At 73.2% G+C, this 20,749-nt stretch carries 18 protein-coding genes, 1 pseudogene and 1 riboswitch; of the genes and pseudogenes, 14 read left to right on the top strand and 5 right to left on the bottom strand.

Annotated features, from left to right (window positions below; translation table 11 throughout):
• Positions 1-116: 116 nt before the first annotated feature.
• From ACH4SI_RS31305 to ACH4SI_RS31285, 5 genes are all read left to right on the top strand, one after another.
• Complete coding sequence (locus ACH4SI_RS31305) at positions 117-476, top strand: YraN family protein (RefSeq protein WP_398301620.1); 360 nt, start codon at positions 117-119, stop codon at positions 474-476.
• A complete protein-coding gene (locus tag ACH4SI_RS31300) occupies positions 477-2,099 on the top strand; it encodes a YifB family Mg chelatase-like AAA ATPase (protein WP_398301618.1) in 1,623 nt (540 codons plus the stop codon).
• A 41-nt stretch (positions 2,100-2,140) separates the two neighbouring features.
• Entirely contained in the window at positions 2,141-3,352 is a 1,212-nt protein-coding gene (gene dprA, locus ACH4SI_RS31295) for a DNA-processing protein DprA (protein WP_398301616.1), read from the top strand.
• Positions 3,353-3,481: 129 nt separating this feature from the next.
• The gene (whiG, locus tag ACH4SI_RS31290) at positions 3,482-4,315 is read left to right on the top strand and encodes an RNA polymerase sigma factor WhiG (protein WP_398301614.1); all 834 of its coding nucleotides are present in this window, start codon (positions 3,482-3,484) and stop codon (positions 4,313-4,315) included.
• A 103-nt stretch (positions 4,316-4,418) separates the two neighbouring features.
• On the top strand, positions 4,419-4,958 hold the full coding sequence (locus ACH4SI_RS31285) for a TetR/AcrR family transcriptional regulator (RefSeq protein WP_398301878.1): 540 nt from the start codon (positions 4,419-4,421) through the stop codon (positions 4,956-4,958).
• Between the two features lie 318 nt (positions 4,959-5,276).
• On the opposite strand, the pseudogene ACH4SI_RS31280 reads toward ACH4SI_RS31285, so the two are convergent.
• Positions 5,277-5,723 (bottom strand): annotated as a pseudogene (locus ACH4SI_RS31280) (peptidoglycan DD-metalloendopeptidase family protein); the annotation flags it as partial.
• Positions 5,724-6,039: 316 nt separating this feature from the next.
• Here ACH4SI_RS31280 and rpsB point away from each other — a divergent pair.
• From rpsB to ACH4SI_RS31235, 9 genes are all read left to right on the top strand, one after another.
• Complete coding sequence (gene rpsB, locus ACH4SI_RS31275; RefSeq protein WP_398301612.1) at positions 6,040-6,957, top strand: 30S ribosomal protein S2; 918 nt, start codon at positions 6,040-6,042, stop codon at positions 6,955-6,957.
• Positions 6,958-7,055: 98 nt separating this feature from the next.
• Complete coding sequence (gene tsf / locus ACH4SI_RS31270) at positions 7,056-7,892, top strand: translation elongation factor Ts (protein WP_398301610.1); 837 nt, start codon at positions 7,056-7,058, stop codon at positions 7,890-7,892.
• Positions 7,893-8,043: 151 nt separating this feature from the next.
• Positions 8,044-8,823, top strand: a complete 780-nt coding sequence (gene pyrH / locus ACH4SI_RS31265) for a UMP kinase (RefSeq protein WP_398301608.1) — start codon at positions 8,044-8,046, stop codon at positions 8,821-8,823.
• A gap of 104 nt (positions 8,824-8,927) precedes the next feature.
• Complete coding sequence (gene frr, locus ACH4SI_RS31260; protein WP_398301606.1) at positions 8,928-9,485, top strand: ribosome recycling factor; 558 nt, start codon at positions 8,928-8,930, stop codon at positions 9,483-9,485.
• Positions 9,485-10,660, top strand: coding sequence for a phosphatidate cytidylyltransferase (locus tag ACH4SI_RS31255; RefSeq protein WP_398301604.1), 1,176 nt, complete (start codon positions 9,485-9,487; stop codon positions 10,658-10,660). The genes frr and ACH4SI_RS31255 overlap by 1 nt, the downstream gene beginning before the upstream one ends.
• Positions 10,661-10,739: 79 nt before the next feature.
• On the top strand, positions 10,740-11,846 hold the full coding sequence (gene rlmN / locus ACH4SI_RS31250) for a 23S rRNA (adenine(2503)-C(2))-methyltransferase RlmN (protein WP_398301601.1): 1,107 nt from the start codon (positions 10,740-10,742) through the stop codon (positions 11,844-11,846).
• Between the two features lie 44 nt (positions 11,847-11,890).
• Positions 11,891-11,994: riboswitch (TPP riboswitch) on the top strand.
• Positions 11,990-13,063, top strand: a complete 1,074-nt coding sequence (locus ACH4SI_RS31245) for a thiamine ABC transporter substrate binding subunit (protein ID WP_398301599.1) — start codon at positions 11,990-11,992, stop codon at positions 13,061-13,063. It overlaps the preceding riboswitch by 5 nt.
• Before the next feature lie 53 nt (positions 13,064-13,116).
• Positions 13,117-14,730: an ABC transporter permease gene (locus ACH4SI_RS31240; protein WP_398301876.1), complete on the top strand. Its 1,614-nt coding sequence runs from the start codon at positions 13,117-13,119 to the stop codon at positions 14,728-14,730.
• 30 nt (positions 14,731-14,760) lie between these two features.
• Positions 14,761-15,789 (top strand): ABC transporter ATP-binding protein, encoded by a 1,029-nt coding sequence (locus tag ACH4SI_RS31235; RefSeq protein ID WP_398301597.1) that lies wholly within the window; start codon positions 14,761-14,763, stop codon positions 15,787-15,789.
• Positions 15,790-15,811: 22 nt separating this feature from the next.
• Here ACH4SI_RS31235 and ACH4SI_RS31230 read toward each other — a convergent pair whose 3' ends face one another.
• The 4 genes from ACH4SI_RS31230 to ACH4SI_RS31215 all read right to left on the bottom strand — a co-directional run bounded on the left by ACH4SI_RS31230 (position 15,812) and on the right by ACH4SI_RS31215 (position 20,719).
• Entirely contained in the window at positions 15,812-16,954 is a 1,143-nt protein-coding gene (locus ACH4SI_RS31230) for an LOG family protein (RefSeq protein ID WP_398301594.1), read from the bottom strand.
• A gap of 34 nt (positions 16,955-16,988) precedes the next feature.
• Entirely contained in the window at positions 16,989-18,212 is a 1,224-nt protein-coding gene (locus tag ACH4SI_RS31225) for a hypothetical protein (protein ID WP_398301592.1), read from the bottom strand.
• Entirely contained in the window at positions 18,194-18,922 is a 729-nt protein-coding gene (locus tag ACH4SI_RS31220) for an ABC transporter ATP-binding protein (protein WP_398301590.1), read from the bottom strand. Before ACH4SI_RS31220 ends, ACH4SI_RS31225 begins: the two co-directional genes overlap by 19 nt.
• 144 nt (positions 18,923-19,066) lie before the next feature.
• Entirely contained in the window at positions 19,067-20,719 is a 1,653-nt protein-coding gene (locus ACH4SI_RS31215) for a thiamine pyrophosphate-binding protein (protein WP_398301588.1), read from the bottom strand.
• Between the last annotated feature and the right edge of the window lie 30 nt (positions 20,720-20,749).

Genomic DNA, 20,749 nt, shown 5'->3' with positions numbered 1-20,749 from the left:
GGCTCACTCTTCCGGGTGGCCGAGTTGTCCACCGGCGCCGGGTCGTCCACAGAAATCCACCAAGATCCCTGAAATCGGGGCGGGAGCGTCACAGTCGGTGCCGGAGGTGGTGCCGAATGAACGCCCGGGGAGCATTGGGCCGCTACGGCGAGGATCTGGCGGCGCGCCGGCTGGCCGAGGCCGGTATGACCGTCCTGGAGCGCAATTGGCGGTGCCGGGACGGCGAGATCGACATCGTCGCGCTGGACGCCGGGGCGCTGGTCGTGTGCGAGGTCAAGACGCGGCGCGCGGAGGGTTACGAACCTCCGGCGGCGGCGGTCAGGCCCCGCAAGACCGACCGGCTGCGCCGGCTCGCCGAGCGCTGGCTGGAGCGGCACGGCGGGCCGCCGCCGGGAGGCGTGCGCATCGACCTGGTGGGTGTGGTGCTGCCCCGGCGCGGCGCGCCCGTGGTCGAGCATCTGCGGGGGGTGGCCTGAATGGGGTTCGCCCGCACCTGCTCGGTCGCGCTGGTCGGGGTCGAGGGCGTGGTGGTCGAGGTCCAGGCCGATCTGGAGCCCGGCGTGGCCGCCTTCACCCTGGTCGGCCTGCCCGACAAATCGCTGGTGGAAAGCCGGGACCGGGTCCGCGCCGCCGTGGTCAACTCCGGAGATGCCTGGCCGCAGAAGAAGCTCACGGTCGGGCTCAGTCCGGCGTCCGTCCCCAAGGGCGGCAGCGGCTTCGACCTGGCCGTGGCCTGTGCGGTGCTCGGCGCCGCCGAGCGCATCGACCCGCGGGAGATCGCCGACCTGATGATGATCGGGGAGCTGGGTCTCGACGGCCGGGTCCGGCCCGTGCGCGGGGTGCTGCCCGCCGTGCTCGCGGCCGCCGAGGCCGGATACCGGCAGGTCGTCGTCCCGGAGCAGACAGCGGCCGAGGCGTCCCTGGTCCCGGGCGTCTCGGTGCTCGGGGTGCGGAGCCTGCGCCAGCTGGTCGCGGTCCTCACCGACGAACCGGTGCCCGGGGAGGACGAGCCGCTGGAGGCCGGGCGGCCCGATCCGATGCTGGCGGGGCTCACCATGCCCGGCGCGGGCATGGGCACCGGGGTGGCCGCGCTCGCCGGTGCCGGGGCGGGGCGGCCCGATCTGGCCGAGGTCGCCGGACAGCGGGCCGCGCGCACCGCGCTGGAGGTCGCCGCCGCCGGGGGGCACCATCTGTTCCTCATCGGGCCGCCGGGCGCGGGCAAGACCATGCTCGCCGAGCGGCTGCCCGGGCTGCTGCCGCCGCTCACCCAGCAGGAGGCACTGGAGGTCACCGCCGTGCACTCGGTGGCCGGGGTGCTGCCACCGGGCCAGCCCCTGGTGGAGACGCCCCCGTATTGCGCACCGCACCACTCGGCGACCATGGCCGCCCTGGTCGGCGGCGGCAACGGGCTGCCACGGCCGGGCGCGGTCTCGCTCGCCCACCGGGGGCTGCTCTTCCTGGACGAGGCGCCGGAGTTCAGCGGCCGGGCCCTGGACGCCCTGCGGCAGCCCCTGGAATCGGGCCATGTGGTGGTCGCCCGCTCCGCGGGCATGATGCGCATGCCCGCGCGTTTCCTCCTCATGCTGGCCGCCAACCCCTGCCCGTGCGGGCGCCACGGGCTGATGGGGGACGGCTGTGAATGCTCGCCCTCGACGGTCCGCCGCTACCAGTCGCGGCTCTCCGGCCCGCTGCTGGACCGGGTCGACTTGCGCGTCCACGTCGAGGCGGTGAGCCGGGCCGAGCTGACCGGGGCGGTCGGCACGGCGGAGAGCACCGCCTCGGTCGCGGCCCGTGTGCGCGAGGCGAGGGAGCGGGCCGCCGCGCGCCTCGCGGACACCCCCTGGCGGCTGAACAGCGAGGTGCCGGGCCATGAGCTGCGCACCCGCTGGCAGGCCTGCCCCGGGGCGCTCCGCGAGGCCGAGCGCGACATGGAGCGCGGGCTGCTCACCGCCCGCGGCCTGGACCGGGTGCTGCGGGTCGCCTGGACCGTCGCCGACCTCGCCGGGCACGACCGGCCGCTGGAGCCGGACATCGCCCAGGCCCTCCAGCTGCGCACCGGAGTGACCCGCGGGGTGCCGGTCGGCGCGGGGGAGTGCTGATGGCCGCCCGGCCGGCGGGAGGCTCGGCCACGGCTCCCGGGATGCCATCCGCCGGGGGCCCCGGGCCGGGCGTGGGCGACGAGGAGCGGCTCGCCCGGGCGGCGCTCACCCGGCTCGTGGAGCCCGGCGACGAGGCGGTGGGGCGCTGGCTGCGCCGGCTGGGGCCGGTCGGGCTGCGGCGGGCGCTCACCGGGGAGGCCCCGCCGCCGCGCGGGGCGACCCCGCAGCGGCTGGCCGGATGCGCGCTGCGGGCCGGCGGGCTCGACCCCGCGGCCGACCTCGCTCTGATCGCCGCCCAGGGCGGGCGGTTCGTCTGCCCCGGGGACATGGAGTGGCCCGGTCAGCTCGACGACCTCGGGGACGCTCGCCCGGTCGGGTTATGGGTGCGGGGTCCCGCGTCGCTGCGCATGTGGGCGCTGCGCTCGGTCGCGGTGGTGGGGGCGCGCGCCTGCAGCGACTACGGCGCGCACGTCGCGGCGACGATGGGCGCCGGGCTCGCCGAGCGGGGCTGGGTGGTGGTCTCCGGCGCGGCCCAGGGAGTGGACGGCGCGGTGCACCGCGGGGCGCTCGCCGCGGGCGGCGCCACCGTCGCCGTGCTCGCCTCCGGGGTGGACACCCCCTATCCGCGGGGGCACGCCGAGTTGATCGAGCGCATCGCGGAACAGGGTCTGGTGCTGGCCGAGTTGCCGCCCGGGGCGCATCCCACCCGCAGCCGCTTCGTGCTGCGCAACCGGGTCATCGCCGCGCTCACCCGCGGCACGGTCGTCATCGAGGCCGAGTACCGCAGCGGATCGCTGGTCACCGCGCGCCGGGCACAACAGCTCGGCCGGTCCACCATGGGAGTGCCCGGCCCGGTCACCAGCGGGCTGTCCGCAGGCGTCCACGAACTGCTGCGCGGCGAGGCCTTCCTGGTCACCGACGCCGACGAAGTCGTCGAGCTGATCGGCGGCATCGGAGACCTCGCCCCCGTCCGGGAAGGGCCCCTCGTCGAGCGGGACCTGCTCGATCCCGTGACGGCACGGGTGCTGGAAGCGTTGTCGGCACAGGGCGGCAACGACGGACGTGAGGTGGCCAGGGATTCCGGGACGAGCTGTGAAGAGGCCGTGAGCCGCCTCTATGAACTGCTCGCCCTGGGTTTCGTCGAACGCCATGGCGACCGCTGGCAGTTGGCGCCGCCCGCACGCCGGAATGACGGCACACGGCGAGGCGATCCCCCAAATCGGGGCAATCGGGTGAAAGGGTTGAGGCGATGACCGTATCCGTACACCGCCGAGCCGCCGCCCTTCGCATACCGCGACGTCGTGGTCACGCTACGCTCACAAGGTTTCCGGTGGAGGCGTACGTCCCCACCCATGTCATGGCAGAACGGCTCAAGGCGACGAATGCCCCAGCACATCTCCGGGTCTGACCGCGCGGCGCCGCCCGCTGCCCGCGGCGCGGTGCGCCCCGCGGCACCGTCCTCGCTGGACGAGCTGTGGCGGTCGTACAAAACCACGGGCGACGGGCGGCTGCGGGAGCAGCTGATCCTGCACTACTCGCCACTGGTGAAATACGTGGCCGGGCGGGTCAGCGTCGGGCTGCCCTCCAACGTCGAGCAGGCCGACTTCGTCTCGTCCGGTGTCTTCGGACTCATCGACGCCATCGAGAAGTTCGACCCCGGGCGTGCCATCAAGTTCGAGACCTACGCCATCACCCGCATCCGCGGTGCGATGATCGACGAACTCAGGGCGCTGGACTGGATCCCGCGCTCGGTCCGACAGAAGGCCAGGGCGGTCGAGCGGGCGTACGCCACGCTGGAGGCGGCGCTGCGGCGCACCCCGACCGAGGCCGAGGTCGCCGCCGAGATGGACATCAGCGTCGACGAACTGCACGGGGTTTTCAGCCAGTTGTCGCTCGCCAATGTGGTCGCCCTGGAGGAGTTGCTGCACGTCGGCGGCGAGGGCGGCGATCGGCTCAGCCTCATGGACACCCTGGAGGACACCGCCGCGGACAACCCGGTCGAGGTGGCTGAGGACCGGGAGCTGCGCCGGCTGCTCGCCCGGGCCATCAACACCCTTCCGGAGCGGGAGAAGACCGTGGTCACGCTCTACTACTACGAGGGGCTCACCCTGGCCGAGATCGGCCAGGTCCTCGGGGTCACCGAGAGCCGGGTCAGCCAGATCCACACCAAGTCCGTGCTCCAGCTGCGCGCGAAACTCGCCGACGTCGGACGCTGAATCGTCCCCCCGGGTGCGCCACGGCCGTGACGTCACCGTGGCGTCTCCGTACAGTGGTGACGTGCCCAGGATTCGAGCGGCCTCAGTGGCCGAGCACCGGACGATGCAGCGCGGCGCCCTGCTGGAGGCCGCCCGCTCCTTGCTGTCCGAGGGCGGTACGGAGGCGTTGACCTTCCCCGCACTCGCTGAGCGCACGGGCCTCGCCCGCTCGTCCGTCTATGAGTACTTCCGTTCCCGCGCGGCCGTGGTCGAGGAGTTGTGCGCCGTCGACTTCCCGGTCTGGGCCGCCGAGGTCGAGGCCGCCATGGAGGCGGCCGGTACGCCCGAGGCGAAGGTCGAGGCGTATGTGCGCCGACAGCTCGCTCTCGTCGGCGACCGCCGCCACCGCGCCGTGGTGGCGATCTCGGCCGGTGAGCTGGACGCGGGTGCGCGCGAGAAGATCCGCGCCGCCCATGGCGGGCTCATCTGCATGGTGGTCGAGGCCCTCGGTGCGCTCGGTCATCAGCAGCCCCGGCTGGCCGCGGTGCTGCTCCAGGGCGTCGTGGACGCCGCGGTCCGCCGCATCGAACTGGGAGCCGCGGAGGATCCCGAGCACATCACGGAGGCGGCGGTCGCCATGGCCCTGGGCGGCGTCCGGGGCTGACCCCCGGGCCCTGCTGCGCGCGCCGCGCACCCGGCGCGGCCGCCAGGACCGGGCGCGCAGGCGGCGACCGGCCCAGGCGGCCGCGACCGCCAGGGCCGCGGCCGGTGCCAGGTCCGACGGGCCGGTGGGGGAAGCCGCGGCCGCCAGGCGGGGGCGTGCCGTCGCGGACGCCGCAGCCTCCTCGGCGGGCGGGACGCCGAAGACCGGCAGCAGCCGGGACGGCCCGCCCCGCAGCATCGACCGCGGCAGCAGCGACAGCGGATCCAGATAGCGGTCCCCGCGCCGCAGCCCCCAGTGCAGACAGCCGCCCGGGCAGTGGAACGGGCCCGCCTCCACCACCCCGACCACCGCTCCCGCCGCCACCCGCGCGCCCCTGGACACCGTGGCCCGCACCGGTTCGTAGGACGTCCGCAGCGGAGGAGTGCCGGTCCCGGACAGCTCGATGGTGAGCACCCCGCGCCCCGCGACCGGCCCCGCGAAGCTCACCCGCCCCGCGGCCGCCGCCCGCACCCGCTGCCCCGCCCGCGCCGCCAGATCGACCCCGCGGTGGCCCGCCGCCCACGGCGTGGGCGGCGGCCGCCACGCCCTCAGTACCGAGGGCCGCACCGCACCCTCCGGCCCGGCCACCGGCCATGACCGGCCATCGGAACCCGGCTCACCGGCACTCGTCCCATCGGAACCCGGCGCCGCCACCGCGGCCGGGACCAGGGCAGTGAGCAGCAGAACGCACAGGGCAAGAGCCCGCACCACACCAAGCCGTCGCATGTCACCCACGGTGACGCCAATCGCCGCATCCGGTGGATCATGGATGCGAACTGGGGACTACCCACGGGTTGTGGATATCGCCGTCACCCGGCACCGCACGGGTCCCGTACACTTCTTATGGCGATCCGGGTCACCGGATCGACTTCGCACGCCCCGCCGCCCGCGCCCCGAGCACGTATCGGCAGCACGGCGGCCGCGCCCCTCGGTCCTCGGACGAGCCCCCTACCAGGGCCCTCTTTCGTGGCAGGCGCGCCGGGGCGTCAGGAGCGGCGGCCGCCCGGCCGCTGTGGAACCGAGTACCTCAAGGAGTACGGCCATGGCCGTCGTCACGATGCGGGAGCTGCTGGAGAGCGGCGTCCACTTCGGGCACCAGACCCGCCGCTGGAACCCGAAGATGAAGCGCTTCATCTTCACCGAGCGCAACGGCATCTACATCATCGACCTGCTCCAGTCGCTGTCGTACATCGACCGCGCCTACGAGTTCGTCAAGGAGACCGTCGCCCACGGCGGCTCCATCATGTTCGTCGGCACGAAGAAGCAGGCGCAGGAGGCGATCGCCGAGCAGGCGACCCGCGTCGGTATGCCGTATGTCAACCAGCGCTGGCTGGGCGGCATGCTGACCAACTTCTCGACTGTCTACAAGCGCCTGCAGCGCCTGAAGGAGCTCGAGCAGATCGACTTCGAGGATGTGGCCGCCTCCGGCCTCACCAAGAAGGAGCTCCTGGTCCTCTCCCGCGAGAAGGCCAAGCTGGAGAAGACCCTCGGCGGTATCCGCGAGATGCAGAAGGTGCCGAGCGCCGTCTGGATCGTGGACACCAAGAAGGAGCACATCGCCGTCGGTGAGGCGCGCAAGCTCCGCATCCCGGTGGTCGCGATCCTCGACACCAACTGCGACCCCGACGAGGTCGACTACAAGATCCCGGGCAACGACGACGCGATCCGCTCCGTCACGCTGCTCACCCGTGTGATCGCCGACGCCGTCGCCGAGGGCCTCATCGCCCGCTCCGGCGTCGCCACCGGCGACGAGAAGGCCGACAAGGGTGCGGGCGAGCCGCTGGCCGAGTGGGAGCGCGACCTGCTCGAGGGTGAGAAGAAGGCCGACGAGCCCGAGGCCAAGCCGGCCGAGGCCGCCGCCGAGAAGCCGGCCGAGGAAGCGAAGCCGGCCGAGGACGCGAAGCCCGCCGAGGACGCGAAGCCCGCCGAGGCCCCGGCCGCGGACGCCGAGCAGGCCTGACCACTCAGACGGTGTACAACGGCGGGGGACGGTGCGACGGCACCGCCCCCGTCGTTCACCCGTAGAGCTTTCGACTTTCGAGAAGAGATTCACAGATCATGGCGAACTTCACCGCCGCTGACGTCAAGCAGCTCCGCGAGCTCACCGGCGCCGGCATGATGGACTGCAAGAAGGCGCTGGACGAGGCCGACGGCAGCGTCGACAAGGCCGTCGAGGTCCTTCGCGTCAAGGGCCAGAAGGGCGTGGCCAAGCGCGAGAGCCGCAGCGCCGAGAACGGTGCCGTTGTCTCCCTCATCGCCGACGACAACACCTCCGGCGTGCTGGTCGAGCTGAAGTGCGAGACCGACTTCGTGGCCAAGGGCGACAAGTTCGTCGTCGTCGCCGACGCCATCGCCGCCCACGTCGCCAAGACCGTGCCGGCCGACCTGGAGTCCCTGCTCGCCTCCGAGATCGAGCCCGGCAAGACCGTCCAGGCGTTCGTGGACGAGGCCAACGCGACCCTCGGCGAGAAGATCGTCCTCGACCGTTTCGCGCAGTTCTCCGGCGGCTACGTCGCCGCGTACCTGCACCGCACCAACGCGGACCTGCCGCCGCAGGTCGGTGTGCTGGTCGAGCTGGACAAGGAAGACGCCGAGGTCGCCAAGGACATCGCGCAGCACGTCGCCGCCTTCGCGCCGAAGTTCCTGAGCCGTGACGACATCCCGGCCGAGACGGTCGAGAACGAGCGTCGCGTCGCCGAGGCCACCGCCCGCGAGGAGGGCAAGCCCGAGGCCGCCCTGCCGAAGATCGTCGAAGGTCGCGTCACCGGCTTCTTCAAGGAGAACGTCCTTGTGGACCAGGCGTTCGCCAAGGACAACAAGAAGACCGTCCAGAAGGTCCTGGACGAGGCCGGCGTCTCCCTGACCCGTTTCGCCCGTTTCCGCGTCGGCGTCTGAGCCGAGCAGCGAAACACCGGCGACACCGATAGGGTCGTAGGCAGCCAACCGTCAACCGGTCGGCCGCAGATGTGACGAGGAGGCCATTGCCGCAGAGGTCGTACCAGGACCCGGCAGTGGCCTTCTTCGTATGTGCACGAGGAGATCTCCAATGAATCACGGCGCGGACGCCAAACAGGCCGCCGACAAGAGCGCGGACGGTCCAGCCCGACACGGCCGTTTCCTGCTGAAGCTGTCCGGCGAGGCGTTCGCCGGCGGTGGGGGACTCGGGGTCGACCCCGATGTCGTGCACGCCATCGCTCGAGAGGTCGCCGCCGTGGTGCGGGACGGCGCCGAGATCGCCATCGTGATCGGCGGTGGCAACTTCTTCCGCGGGGCCGAGCTGCAGCAGCGCGGCATGGACCGGGCGCGCTCGGACTACATGGGCATGCTCGGCACCGTCATGAACTGCCTCGCCCTCCAGGACTTCCTGGAGAAGGAGGGCATCGACTCCCGCGTCCAGACCGCCATCACCATGGGGCAGGTCGCGGAGCCGTACATCCCGCTGCGCGCGGTGCGCCACCTGGAGAAGGGACGCGTGGTGATCTTCGGCGCGGGCATGGGCATGCCGTACTTCTCCACGGACACCACCGCCGCCCAGCGTGCCCTGGAGATCGACGCCGAGGCGCTCCTCATGGGCAAGAACGGGGTGGACGGGGTCTATGACTCCGACCCCAAGCGAAACCCGGACGCGGTCAAGTTCGATGCGCTGGAGTACGGCGAGGTGATCACCCGGGACCTCAAGGTCGCCGACGCCACCGCGATCACCCTCTGCCGGGACAACAAGCTGCCGATCCTGGTTTTCGAGCTCACCGCCGAAGGAAATATCGCGCGCGCGGTGAAGGGTGAGAAGATCGGCACGCTCGTGAGTGACCAGGACTCACGGGCCTGACGGCTCGTTCGGGGGATGGACAACGGCCTGCCGGTCGGACACCGTGCAGGAGAAGACGCACGCAGGGGCGAGGCTCTGCTTACGGATAACACCAGGAGCAAGTGGTGATCGAAGATATCCTCCTCGAGGCCGAGGAGAAGATGGAGAAGGCCGTTGTGGTCGCCAAGGAGGACTTCGCCGCGATCCGCACCGGGCGTGCGCACCCGGCGATGTTCAACAAGATCGTGGCGGACTACTACGGTGCGCTGACGCCGATCAACCAGCTCGCGTCGTTCTCGGTGCCCGAGCCGCGCATGGCTGTGATCACCCCGTTCGACAAGAGCGCGCTGCGCAACATCGAGCAGGCGATCCGCGACTCGGACCTGGGCGTCAACCCCAGCAACGACGGCAACATCATCCGGGTGGTGTTCCCCGAGCTGACCGAACAGCGCCGCAAGGAGTTCATCAAGGTCGCCAAGGGCAAGGGCGAGGACGCGAAGATCTCGATCCGCAGCATCCGGCGCAAGGCCAAGGAATCGATCGACAAGCTGATCAAGGACGGCGAGGTCGGCGAGGACGAGGGCCGGCGTGCGGAGAAGGAGCTCGACGATCTCACCGCGAAGTACGTCGCGCAGGTGGATGAGCTGCTCAAGCACAAGGAAGCCGAGCTGCTCGAGGTCTGATGAACGACTCTTCCTGGGGGGCCCCACCACGCGCCGGACTCTGGGGACCGACTGATCAGGGCACCTCCCCCGGCTACGGCTGGGAGGTGCCCCCTTCTTCGGCGGGTCCCGCGCACGAGGTGGCCGAAGCGGCGCAGACTCGCCCCATGCCCACCGTGCCGCACGCAGGCGGCGACCCCGGCGACGCCGCCGGCCGTGACCGGGGGGCCGCCCGGCCGGGCGGCCCCTTGTTCCGCGATGAGCACAAGCCGCGGCCGGGGCCCCGGCAGCCCCCGGGGCAGCCGCCGACGCCCCCCGCCCCCGGCCCCGAGTCCGCGGCCGGCGCGCCCGGCGACGGCGGCGGTCAGGGGACGAAGAAGAAGAGCGCGGGCCGTGATCTGCGCGCCGCGATAGGGGTGGGCGTCGGACTCGGCGTGATCATCGTCGCCTCGCTCTTCATCTACAAGCCGGTGTTCGTCGGCGTGATAGCGGTCGCCGTGGTGGTCGGGCTGTGGGAGCTGACCTCCCGGCTGGCCGAGCGGAAGGACATCCGGGTCCCCCTGGTGCCGCTCGCCGTCGGCGGCGTCGCCATGGTCGTCGCGGGCTATGTGCGCGGGGCGCAGGGCGCGTGGGTGGCGGTGTCGCTCACGGCGCTCGCCGTGCTCGTGTGGCGGATGACCGAGCCGCCCGACAACTACCTCAGAGATGTCACCGCGGGCGTCTTCGCCGCCTTCTACGTGCCGTTTCTCGCCACCTTCGTGGCGCTCATACTGGCCGCGCCCGACGGCGCGCAGCGGGTGCTGACCTTCCTGCTGCTGACCGTGGTGAGCGACACCGGTGCGTACGCGGTGGGCTGGCGCTTCGGCAAGCATCCGCTCGCGCCCCGCATCAGCCCCGGCAAGACCCGCGAGGGGTTGCTCGGCGCGGTGGCGTTCGCGATGGTCGTGGGGGCGCTGTGCATGCAGTACCTCATCGAGGGCGGCGTGTGGTGGCAGGGGCTCATCCTGGGCCTGGCCGTCGCGGTCAGCGCGACCCTGGGGGACCTCGGCGAGTCCATGATCAAGCGTGACCTCGGCATCAAGGACATGGGCAAGCTGCTGCCCGGCCACGGCGGGATCATGGACCGGCTCGACTCGCTGCTGCCCACCGCGCCCGTGGCGTGGCTGCTGATGGTGATCTTCGTGGGCGGCGGCTGAGCCGCCCGACCCGTACCTCTCGGGCCCCGCGCCGCCCGTGGCGCGGGGCCTTCCGCGCGTCTGCGACACTGGTACGGCCATGCCTAAGCCCGGAGAACTCACTTTCGCCGTGCCGCGTGGGGCCAAGAAGCCCCCGCGGCATCTCGCCGACCTCACTCCCGCCGAGCGCCGCGAGGCCGTCGCCGCCCTCGGGGAGAAGCCCTTCCGGGCCGGTCAGGTGTCGCGTCACTACTTCGCCCGCTACACCGACGACCCCGCCCAGTGGACCGACGTACCGGCCGCCGCGCGGGAGAAGCTCGCGGCCGGGCTGCTGCCGGACCTGATGAGCGTGGTGCGGCACATCAGCTGCGACGACGACACCACCCGCAAGACCCTCTGGCGGCTCTTCGACGGCACGCTGGTGGAGTCCGTGCTGATGCGGTACCCGGACCGGGTCACCATGTGCATCAGCTCCCAGGCGGGCTGCGGCATGAACTGCCCGTTCTGCGCCACCGGCCAGGCGGGTCTGGACCGCAACCTGTCCACCGCCGAGATCGTGCACCAGATCGTCGACGGGATGCGGGCGCTGCGCGACGGGGAGATCCCGGGCGGACCGGCCCGCTTGTCCAACATCGTCTTCATGGGCATGGGCGAGCCGCTGGCCAACTACAACCGGGTCATCGGCGCCATCCGTCGGCTCACCGACCCCGAGCCGGACGGCCTCGGCCTGTCCCAGCGCGGTATCACCGTCTCGACCGTGGGTCTGGTCCCGGCGATGCTGAGGTTCGCCGACGAGGGCTTCAAGTGCCGGCTCGCGGTCTCCCTGCACGCGCCCGACGACGAGCTGCGCGACACCCTCGTGCCGGTCAACACCCGCTGGAAGGTGCGCGAGGTCCTGGACGCGGCGTGGGAGTACGCGGAGAAGTCCGGCCGCCGGATCTCGATCGAGTACGCCCTCATCAAGGACATCAACGACCAGGCGTGGCGCGCCGACCTGCTCGGCCGGCTGCTCAAGGGCCACCGGGTGCACGTCAACCTCATCCCGCTCAACCCGACGCCCGGCTCGAAGTGGACGGCGTCGCGGCCCGAGGACGAGCGGGCGTTCGTGGCGGCCCTGGAGGCGCACGGGGTGCCGGTGACCGTCCGGGACACCCGGGGGCAGGAGATCGACGGGGCGTGCGGCCAGTTGGCGGCCACGGAGCGCTGAGCACCGGCTGATACGGTGCCTTCGCGCGATCGTCGTACAAGTGAACATTCCGACAGGGGAGCGCGACAGCGCTGAGAGTGCGGCACGGCCGCAGACCCTCCAACCTGATCCGGGTCATACCGGCGTAGGGAGTCAGCCTCACCATGAACAGCCATCTTCGGCGTGCCGTCACCGCCGTCCTCGTGGTCTCCCTCGGCACCGGCGTCCTCGCGGGCTGCGGTGGGGGCGCGGCCGACGGCAAGGACTCCAAGACCGTCACCCTGGTCTCGCACGACTCGTTCGCGGCGTCCAAGGCCGTCCTCAAGGAGTTCACGCGCAGATCCGGCTACAAGGTGCGGGTGCAGGCGGGCGGTGACGCGGGGGCGGCCGTCAACCAGGCGATCCTGTCCAAGGGCCACCCGCAGGGCGATGTGTTCTTCGGCGTCGACAACACCCTCCTCTCCCGCGCGCTCGCGGGCGGCCTGTTCACGCCGTACGAGGCGAAGGGCCTGGACAAGGTCCCCGCGGCCTTCCAGGCCGACCCGGCGAAGCACCGCGTCACACCGGTCGACTACGGCGACATCTGCGTCAACTACGACCGCGCCTACTTCGCGCGCAAGAAGCTCGCGCCGCCGAAGACGTTCGCCGATCTGACCAAGCCCGCGTACAAGAACCTTCTGGTCACCGAGAACGCCGCCACCTCGTCCCCCGGCCTGGCCTTTCTGCTCGGCACCGCCGCCCGCTACGGCGACGACGGCTGGAAGGGCTACTGGAAGAAGCTGAAGGCCAACGGCGTCGAGGTGGTCGACGGCTGGGAGCAGGCGTACTACGACCGCTTCTCCGGCTCGGCGGGCGGCGCCAAGGGCGACAAGCCGCTCGTCGTCTCGTACGCCTCCAGCCCGCCCGCCGAGGTGGCCGACGCGAAGGCGAAGCCCGCGAAGGCCCCGACCGGGGTGGCGGACGGCACCTGCTTCCGGCAGACGGAGTTCGCCGGGCTGCTGAACGGCGCGGGCAACACCAAGGGGGGCAAGGCGCTGCTGGACTTCCTGCTGACCAAGCGCTTCCAGGAGGACGTACCGCTGAACATGTACGTCAATCCGGTGCGCGAGGACGCCAAGTTGCCGGAGGTCTTCACCCGGTACGGGGTCAAGGTCACCGACTCGGCCACCCTGCCGCCGCGGAAGATCGCCGAGAACCGTGAGCCCTGGGTCAAGGCATGGTCCTCGCTCGTTCCGTAAAGCCCGCTGCCGACCGCGGCGGGTCGCGCGGCACCGTGCTGCGGCTCGCCCTGATGGCCGTGCCGCTGGCCTTCTTCGCCGTCTTCTTCGCGTATCCGGTGGGCGCGATCGTCACCCGCGGGCTGCGCGTCGACGGCCGGTGGCAGCTGGGGCGGATACCCGAGGTGCTGGGCGACCCGTCCGTCCTGCACACCCTGTGGTTCACCGGCTGGCAGGCGGCCGCCTCGACCGGCCTGACGCTGGCGGTCGCGCTGCCCGGCGCGTACGTCTTCGCCCGCTTCGCCTTCCCCGGCAAGGGGTTGCTGCGCGCCGTGGTGACCGTGCCGTTCGTCCTGCCGACCGTCGTCGCCGGGTCGGCGTTCCTGGGGCTGCTCGGGCGCGGCGGGCTGCTGGACGAGCTGTGGGGGATACGGCTCGACACCAGCGTCTGGGCGATCCTGCTGGCCCACGTCTTCTTCAACTACGCGGTCGTGATCCGCACCGTCGGCGGGCTGTGGGCGCAGCTCGACCCGCGCCAGGAGGAGGCCGCCCGGGTGCTCGGCGCGAGCCGCCTCGCGGCCTGGCGCCGCGTCACCCTGCCCGCGCTGGGCCCCGCCGTGGCCGCCGCCGCGCTGATGGTCTTCCTGTTCACCTTCACCTCCTTCGGCGTGATCCAGATCCTCGGCGGCCCGCGCTACGCCACCCTGGAGGTGGCCATCTACCGGCAGACCGCGCAGCTGCTCGACCTGCCCACGGCCGCGGTGCTGACCCTCGTCCAGTTCGCGGCGGTCGCGGCCGTCCTCGCCCTGCACGCCTGGACGGTGCGCCGCCGGGAGGGCGCCCTGCGGCTCGTCGACGCCGCCCGGACCGCGCGCCGCCCCCAGGGCCCGGCGCAGTGGGGGCTGCTCGCGGGGGTGCTGGCCGTCGTCGCGCTGCTGATCGTGCTGCCGCTCGCGGTGCTGGTGGAACGCTCGCTCCACGGGCCGGACGGCTACGGATTCGCGTACTACCGGGCGCTTGAATCCGCGGCCGACAGCGGCGGCACCTTCTTCGTGGCCCCCGTGGACGCCATCGGGAACTCCCTCCAGTACGCGGCCGTCGCCACCGGTTTCGCCGTCCTCGTCGGCGGGCTCGCCGCCGCCGCGCTCACCCGCCGGGCCGGGCGTCTGGTCCGCGGCTTCGACGCGCTGCTGATGCTGCCGCTGGGCACCTCAGCCGTCACCGTCGGCTTCGGCTTCCTCATCGCGCTCGACGAACCCCCGCTGGACCTGCGCTCCTCCTGGGTCATCGTCCCGCTCGCGCAGGCACTGGTGGGCGTGCCCTTCGTCGTCCGTACCCTGCTGCCCGTCCTGCGGGCCGTGGACCACCGGCTGCGGGAGGCCGCCGCCGTGCTCGGCGCCTCGCCGCTGCGCGCCTGGCGCGAGGTGGACCTGCCGCTGGTGGGGCGGGCGCTGGCGGTCGCGGCGGGGTTCGCGTTCGCCGTCTCGCTCGGCGAGTTCGGGGCCACGGTGTTCATCGCCCGCCCCGACCTCCCCACCCTGCCGGTGGCCGTCGCGCGTTTCCTGGGCCGCGCGGGGCAGCTCAACTACGGGCAGGCGATGGCCTTGAGCACGATCCTGATGCTGGTGTGCGCCTGCTCCCTGCTGGTGCTCGAACGCGTCCGCACCAACCGCCTGGGCGAGTTCTGACATGGTCGAGTCCGAAGTGGGGGAGTTCCGATGACGCTGCTGAAGCTGGACGAGGTGACGGTCCGGTACGGCCGCCACGACGCGCTCGACGCCGTCGATCTGGACGTCGCCGAGCACGAGACGGTCTGTGTGCTGGGCCCCAGCGGCAGCGGCAAGTCCACCCTGCTGCGCGTGGTGGCCGGGCTCCAGCGCGCTGCCTCCGGCCGGGTGTGGCTCGCGGGCCGGGACCAGAGCGGCATACCCACCCACCGGCGCGGGGTGGGGCTGATGTTCCAGGACCATCAGCTCTTCCCGCAGCGCGACGTGGGCGGCAACGTCGCCTTCGGGCTGCGGATGCGGGGGGCCGGGCGTGCGGAGGCGGAGCGCCGGGTCGCCGAACTGCTGGACCTGGTCGGGCTGCCCGGCGCGCAGCGGCGGCCGGTCGACTCGCTGTCCGGTGGTGAGCAGCAGCGCGTCGCGCTCGCCCGCGCGCTGGCGCCCCGGCCGCGGCTGCTCATGCTGGACGAGCCGCTGGGCCAGCTCGACCGCGGGCTGCGGGAGCGGCTGGTCATGGAGCTGCGGGAGCTGTTCGCCCGGCTGGGCACCACGGTTCTCGCCGTCACCCACGATCAGGGCGAGGCCTTCGCGCTCGCCGACCGGGTCGTGGTCATGGAGGACGGCGGGATCGCGCAGTCCGGCACCCCGCTGGAGGTGTGGCAGCACCCCGCGAACGAGTTCGTCGCCCGCTTCCTCGGCTTCGACAACGTGGTCGAGGCGACCGTGCACGGCGAGATCGCCGACACCGTGTGGGGCAAGCTGCCGGTGCCGCCCGGCTCCCGGCCGGGATCGGTCCGGCTGCTCGTCCGCCCCGCAGGGGTACGGCTCACGGCGCCCGAGGACGGGCTGCCCTGCGAGGTCGCGGCCCGTACCTTCCGCGGCGACCATGTGGCGGTCGTCCTCCAGCCGGAGCACGGGCCCCGCCTGGAGGCGTCCTGCGCGCTGCGGGACGCCCCGGAGGCGGGAGACAGGGTCGGGGCGGCCTTCGACGCCGCGGACGTGGTGGTGCTGGGGACGGCGTAGCCCGGCAGGCCGCTGGGGAAGTTCAGCCCGTCAGGGCGGCGAGGGCGTCCGGGGCCTCGTCCACCGAGTCCACCAGCGCGATGCGGGCCTTCATCGACCGGCCCTCCGCGAGCGCTTCGAGCAGCGGCCAGGCCGGGAGCCGGCGCGTCCAGTGGTCGCGGTCCACGAGCACCATCGGGGTCGGCTCGCCGCGCGACTCGTAGTAGTTGGGCGTGGCGTTGTCGAAGATCTCCTGAAGGGTTCCGGCGGCGCCGGGCAGGAAGACGACGCCCGCGTTCGAGCGGGCCAGCAGCCCGTCCTCGCGGGTCGCGTTGGCGAAGTACTTGGCGATGTGCGAGGCGAAGGCGTTCGGCGGCTCGTGCCCGTAGAACCAGGTCGGTATCCCGACCGACGCGCCGCCGTCCGGCCACCGCTCCCGCACTGTGAACGCGGCCCCGGCCCAGGCGCCGACCGACGGGCGGAACGAGGGTGTCCGGCCGAGGAGTTCCAGCGCCTCCTTCAGCGCCGCGTCCGGAAGGGGTGCCGTGTACGCGCCCAGGTTGGCGGCCTCCATCGCGCCCGGGCCGCCGCCCGTCGCGACCGTCAGCCCGGACCGCGCCAGCGCCTGCCCGAGCCGCGCGGCGCCCGCGTACCCCTCGGAGCCGCGCTCCAGCGCGTGCCCGCCCATCACGCCCACCACCCGGGCGCCGGTGAGCAGTTCGTCCAGCGCGTCGGAGACCGCGTCGTCGTGGATCGAGCGCAGCATCGAGGAGAAGATGTCGCCGTCCGCCTTGGTCCGCTGGAACCAGGCGTACGCGAGGGCGTCCGGGGTGCCCGCGTACCCGTCCACCCCGTCGTCCAGGCCCTCGAACAGCTCGGCCGCGGTGTAGAGGCCGCCGCGGTACGGGTCGAACGGCAGGTCCGGCACGGGCGGGAAGACCAGCGCCCCCCGCGCCCGCACCCGGGCGGCGGCCTCCGGCTCCATCGGGCAGCCGAGGAAGACCGCCCGGTCGGTGTCGGTGGACAGCAGCGCGGACGTACGGGCCGTCAGGTCGACGGACTGGACCCGGTATCCGGCCAGGGTGCCGCGGGCGACGACCTGGTCGAACTCCTCCAGGGACTCTATTTCGACGTCGGGTGCGGTGGGCGCGTCGGGCGCGGTGGTGTCTGCGTCATCGGTCTGCACGGCGTCATGCTAATCACATCGAACGCCGGTGCGGTCAGCGATGGGTGAACGGCATGGTGGTCAGCTGGGCCACGCCCCAGGTCACCGGCGCCAGGACGAGCAGCAGGGCCGCGCCGCGCAGCGCGGCCGCGCCCCGCAGCAGACGGGCCGACGCGCCGAGGCGCAGCAGCGCGGCCGTGGTGCGCCGGCGCCCGCTCCGCGCCTCCAGCACCGCGTTGAGCACCGTGGTGAACGCGCACATCAGGACCAGGGCCACGCCCAGGTCGGTGAGCGGACCGAAGGAGTGGGCGCCGGGGCGCCCGTGGGCCGCTTCGTGCAGCCGCAGCGCTCCGTACAACCCGGCGGCGACCGCGCACAGCACCCCCACCGGACGCCCGATCAGCCCCGCCTCCTGCTGCAGCATGCGCCCCGCCAGCAGCCGCAACGGGCCCGGCCGCCCCACGGCCAGCAGCCTGCCGCAGCCGTGCACGAGCCCGGGCCCGGCCAGGACCAACCCGGCGACCGTCAGCACCCAGCCGCCCACCACCTCGGGCACGCTGCCGCCGAACCCCCCGGACAGCGACACCAGGGCGCCGGGGGACGGATGCGCTCCGCGCCCCGCGTACGCCTCCAGCGCGAGCCCCGCCGCGGCGAGCGCTACGCCCCACGGCAGGGTGGACGCCGCGCGGTGCGGTGGCGGGGTGAGCGGGCCGGTCGCCACGGTGGGGAGGGCCGGCCGCTGCGCCCCGGCGGCCGGAGGGCGGGGCCACCGGCCCGCCGCGCTCGCCGCACCCGCCACCACCGGGACGACGGCCACCAGCGTGACGGCCCCCACCAGCGGCAACGGCCGATCCCCGCCGAGTGCGCGGCCCGCCGCACCGCTGCCCGCCCACAGCAGCCACGAGCCGCCCACATCACCGCGCAGATGAAGGAAGGTCAGCAGCGCCAGCGCGCTCCCGGCCGCGCAGACCGTCGCCGTCGCGACGCCCGCCAGCAGCGCCAGCCGGGCCGGGCCGAGCCCGGCCGCGGCGAACCCCGCGCCCGGGCGGGTGCTGGGGTCGGCGCGGGCGACGGACATGGCCAGCTGCACGGTCGCGGCCAGCGGGACGACGCACCACAGCAGCCGCGCGAGCGCCCCGTCGGGGTCGGCGGGGTGGCTCGCCGCGAACCCCAGGGCGGACAGCAGCAGGAAGCTCGCGCCCGCCGCCGCGACGCCCACCAGCGACCGTCGCAGCAGGACCAGCGGATGGGAGCCGCGGGCTAGGCGGAGGCTGAGCACGCCGCGATGCCCTCCGCGTCGGGGGACGCCGCCGGGTCCACCAGGCGGCCGTCCAGCAGGGTCACGGTGCGGTCGGCGAGCGTGGCCACCTCCGGGTCCTGGGTGGCCAGTACGACGGTGATGCCGTGGGTACGCGCCGCAGAGGTGAGCGCGCGCAGCACCTGGGCCCGGTCGGCGCGGTGCAGCGGCGCGGTGGGCTCGTCCGCGAACAGCACGCTGGGCGTGGAGGCCAGCGCCCGCGCGATCGCGACCCGCTGACGCTGCGACTGCAGCAGCGCGCCGGGGCGTACCCCCGCGCACTCGGCGACGTCGAGCCGCTCCAGCCACTCGCGCGCCGCGCTCTTCGCGGCGCGCCGCCCGGTGCCGCGCAGCATCAGCGGCAGCGCGGCGTTCTCCCACCCGGTCAGCTCGGGCACGAGCTGCGGCTCGGTGTCGATCCAGCCGAAGTGGTCGGCCCACAGCCGCTCGCGGCTCAGCGGCGTGAGGGAGTGCACGGCGGTGTCGTTGAACCACACCTCGCCGTCATCCGGGACGAACTGGCCCGACAGACATTTGAGGAGCGTGGTCTTTCCGCAGCCCCGGGGGCCGGTCACCGCCAGGATCTCGCCCTCGCGGGCGCCGACGGAGACACCGGCGAGGGCGGGCGAGCCGTCATGGGCGTACGACAGGGCGCGTGCCCGGAGCACGTCGTCTTCCGGCGGAGCCACCATCCAGAGCACCTCGCCTTACCTGCGATCGTCCCGTTCCCCCGACGGGGTGAACGAGTCCGGAACCAATGGGTCACTGGCACGGTAAGGACTCCGGCCGGGGCCCGCGCCTGAGGCTCGGCCGGGGCGCGGGCCCAGTTCCTCCGATCAGCCCTCCTCCGAGGTGCGGTCCGTGTGGGTGGGCGCGAACATGCGCAGGCGGGCGGGGAGGACGACGACCGAGGGGCCCGGGGCGGCCAGCGCCGCCGCGAGGTCGGTGCGCAGCCGGTCGGGTGCGGTCCGTACGGCGGCCACGCCGAAGGACTCGGCGAGCGCGACGAAGTCCGGGCGGTCCAGTTCGGTGGCGGCCGCCTCGCCGAAGGCGTCCGTCATGTACTCGCGCAGGATCCCGTAGCCGCCGTCGTCCACGATCAGCCAGGTCACCGGCAGGTCGTACTGGCGGGCGGTGGCGAGTTCGGCGATCGAGTACATGGCCCCGCCGTCGCCCGACACGGCCAGCACGGGCCCCCGCCGCGTACGGTCGGCCGCGGCGGCGCCCAGCGCGGCGGGCAGCCCGTAGCCGAGGCCGCCCGCGCCCTGTGCGGAGTGCAGCGCGCCCGCGCGCGGGTCGAACGCGGACCAGGCCCAGTACGCGAGGATCGTCATGTCCCAGAAGCTGGGCGCGTCATCGGGCAGCGCCTCCCGTACCGCGCCCAGGACCCGCTGCTCCAGGTTCAGGTCCTGGGCCGCGAGCCGTTGCCGTACGCGGGTCAGCAGGGTGGCCGCCGTCTCGGCGCCGGTGGTTTCCGGGCGGGGGGAGACGGCGCCGGCCAGGGCGGCCAGGGCGGGTTTCGCGTCGGCGTGGACGGCGAGGGCCGGGTGGTTGGACTCCAGCTTGCCGAGGTCGGCCTCGATCTGGACGACCTGACCGCGGGGCCGGAACGTGTGGTAGTTGGACGAGAGTTCGCCGAGGCCCGAGCCGACCACGAGCAGGACGTCGGCGTCCTCCAGCAGGTCGGTCGTGTGCCGGTCCTCCAGCCAGGACTGGAGGGAGAGGGGATGCTCCCAGGGGAACGCGCCCTTCCCGCCGAACGTCGTGGCCACAGGGGCGTCCAGGCGCTCGGCCAGCGTGCGCAGTTCCTCGCACGCCCCCGCGCGCACGACCCCGCCTCCGGCGAGGATCACGGGGCGTTCCGCGGTGCTCAGGAGGTGTGCGGCCCGTTCCGTGAGTTCGGGACGGGGCGGCAGCGGGCGCGGTGTGGCCTCCAGAGTGGTGACGGGCGGTACGGAGGTGGGGGCCAGCAGGACGTCCTGCGGTATCTCCAGCCACACCGGGCCCGCCGGTGCCTCCAGGGCGGAGGCCCAGGCGGCGGCGAGGGCGGACGGGATCTGCGAGGCCGCGCGGACCGTGTGGACGGACTTCACGATGTCGCGGAACGACGCCTTCTGGTCGGTCAGTTCGTGCAGATACCCCTTGCGGCCGCCGCCGAGCCCCGGGGTGGGCACCTGGCTGCCGATCCCCAGCACCGGCGCGGACGCCGCGGCCGACTCCTGCAGCGCGGCCAGCGTCAGGAGCGCGCCGGGGCCGGTGGACACCAGCAGCGGGGCGACGGAGCCGGTGACGCGGGCGAAGGCATCGGCCGCGAACCCCGCGTTGTTCTCCACGCGCAGGCCCACGTAGTCGAGGCCGGAGCGGCGCAGCGCGTCGAACGCGCCGAGCGCGTGCTGTCCGGGGAGCCCGAAGACGGTGGTCGCGCCGAGCGCGGTGAGGGATTCGACGACGAGATCGCCGCCGTGGCGCTCGCGCTGTGCGGTGCGCAATGGAGTGCCCTTCCTGGTGGTGATGTGGGG

Origin of the sequence: Streptomyces sp. NPDC021212 (assembly GCF_044332925.1) — a bacterium.
Lineage (GTDB): Bacteria > Actinomycetota > Actinomycetes > Streptomycetales > Streptomycetaceae > Streptomyces.
This window is presented reverse-complemented; position numbering and strand designations above follow the sequence as displayed.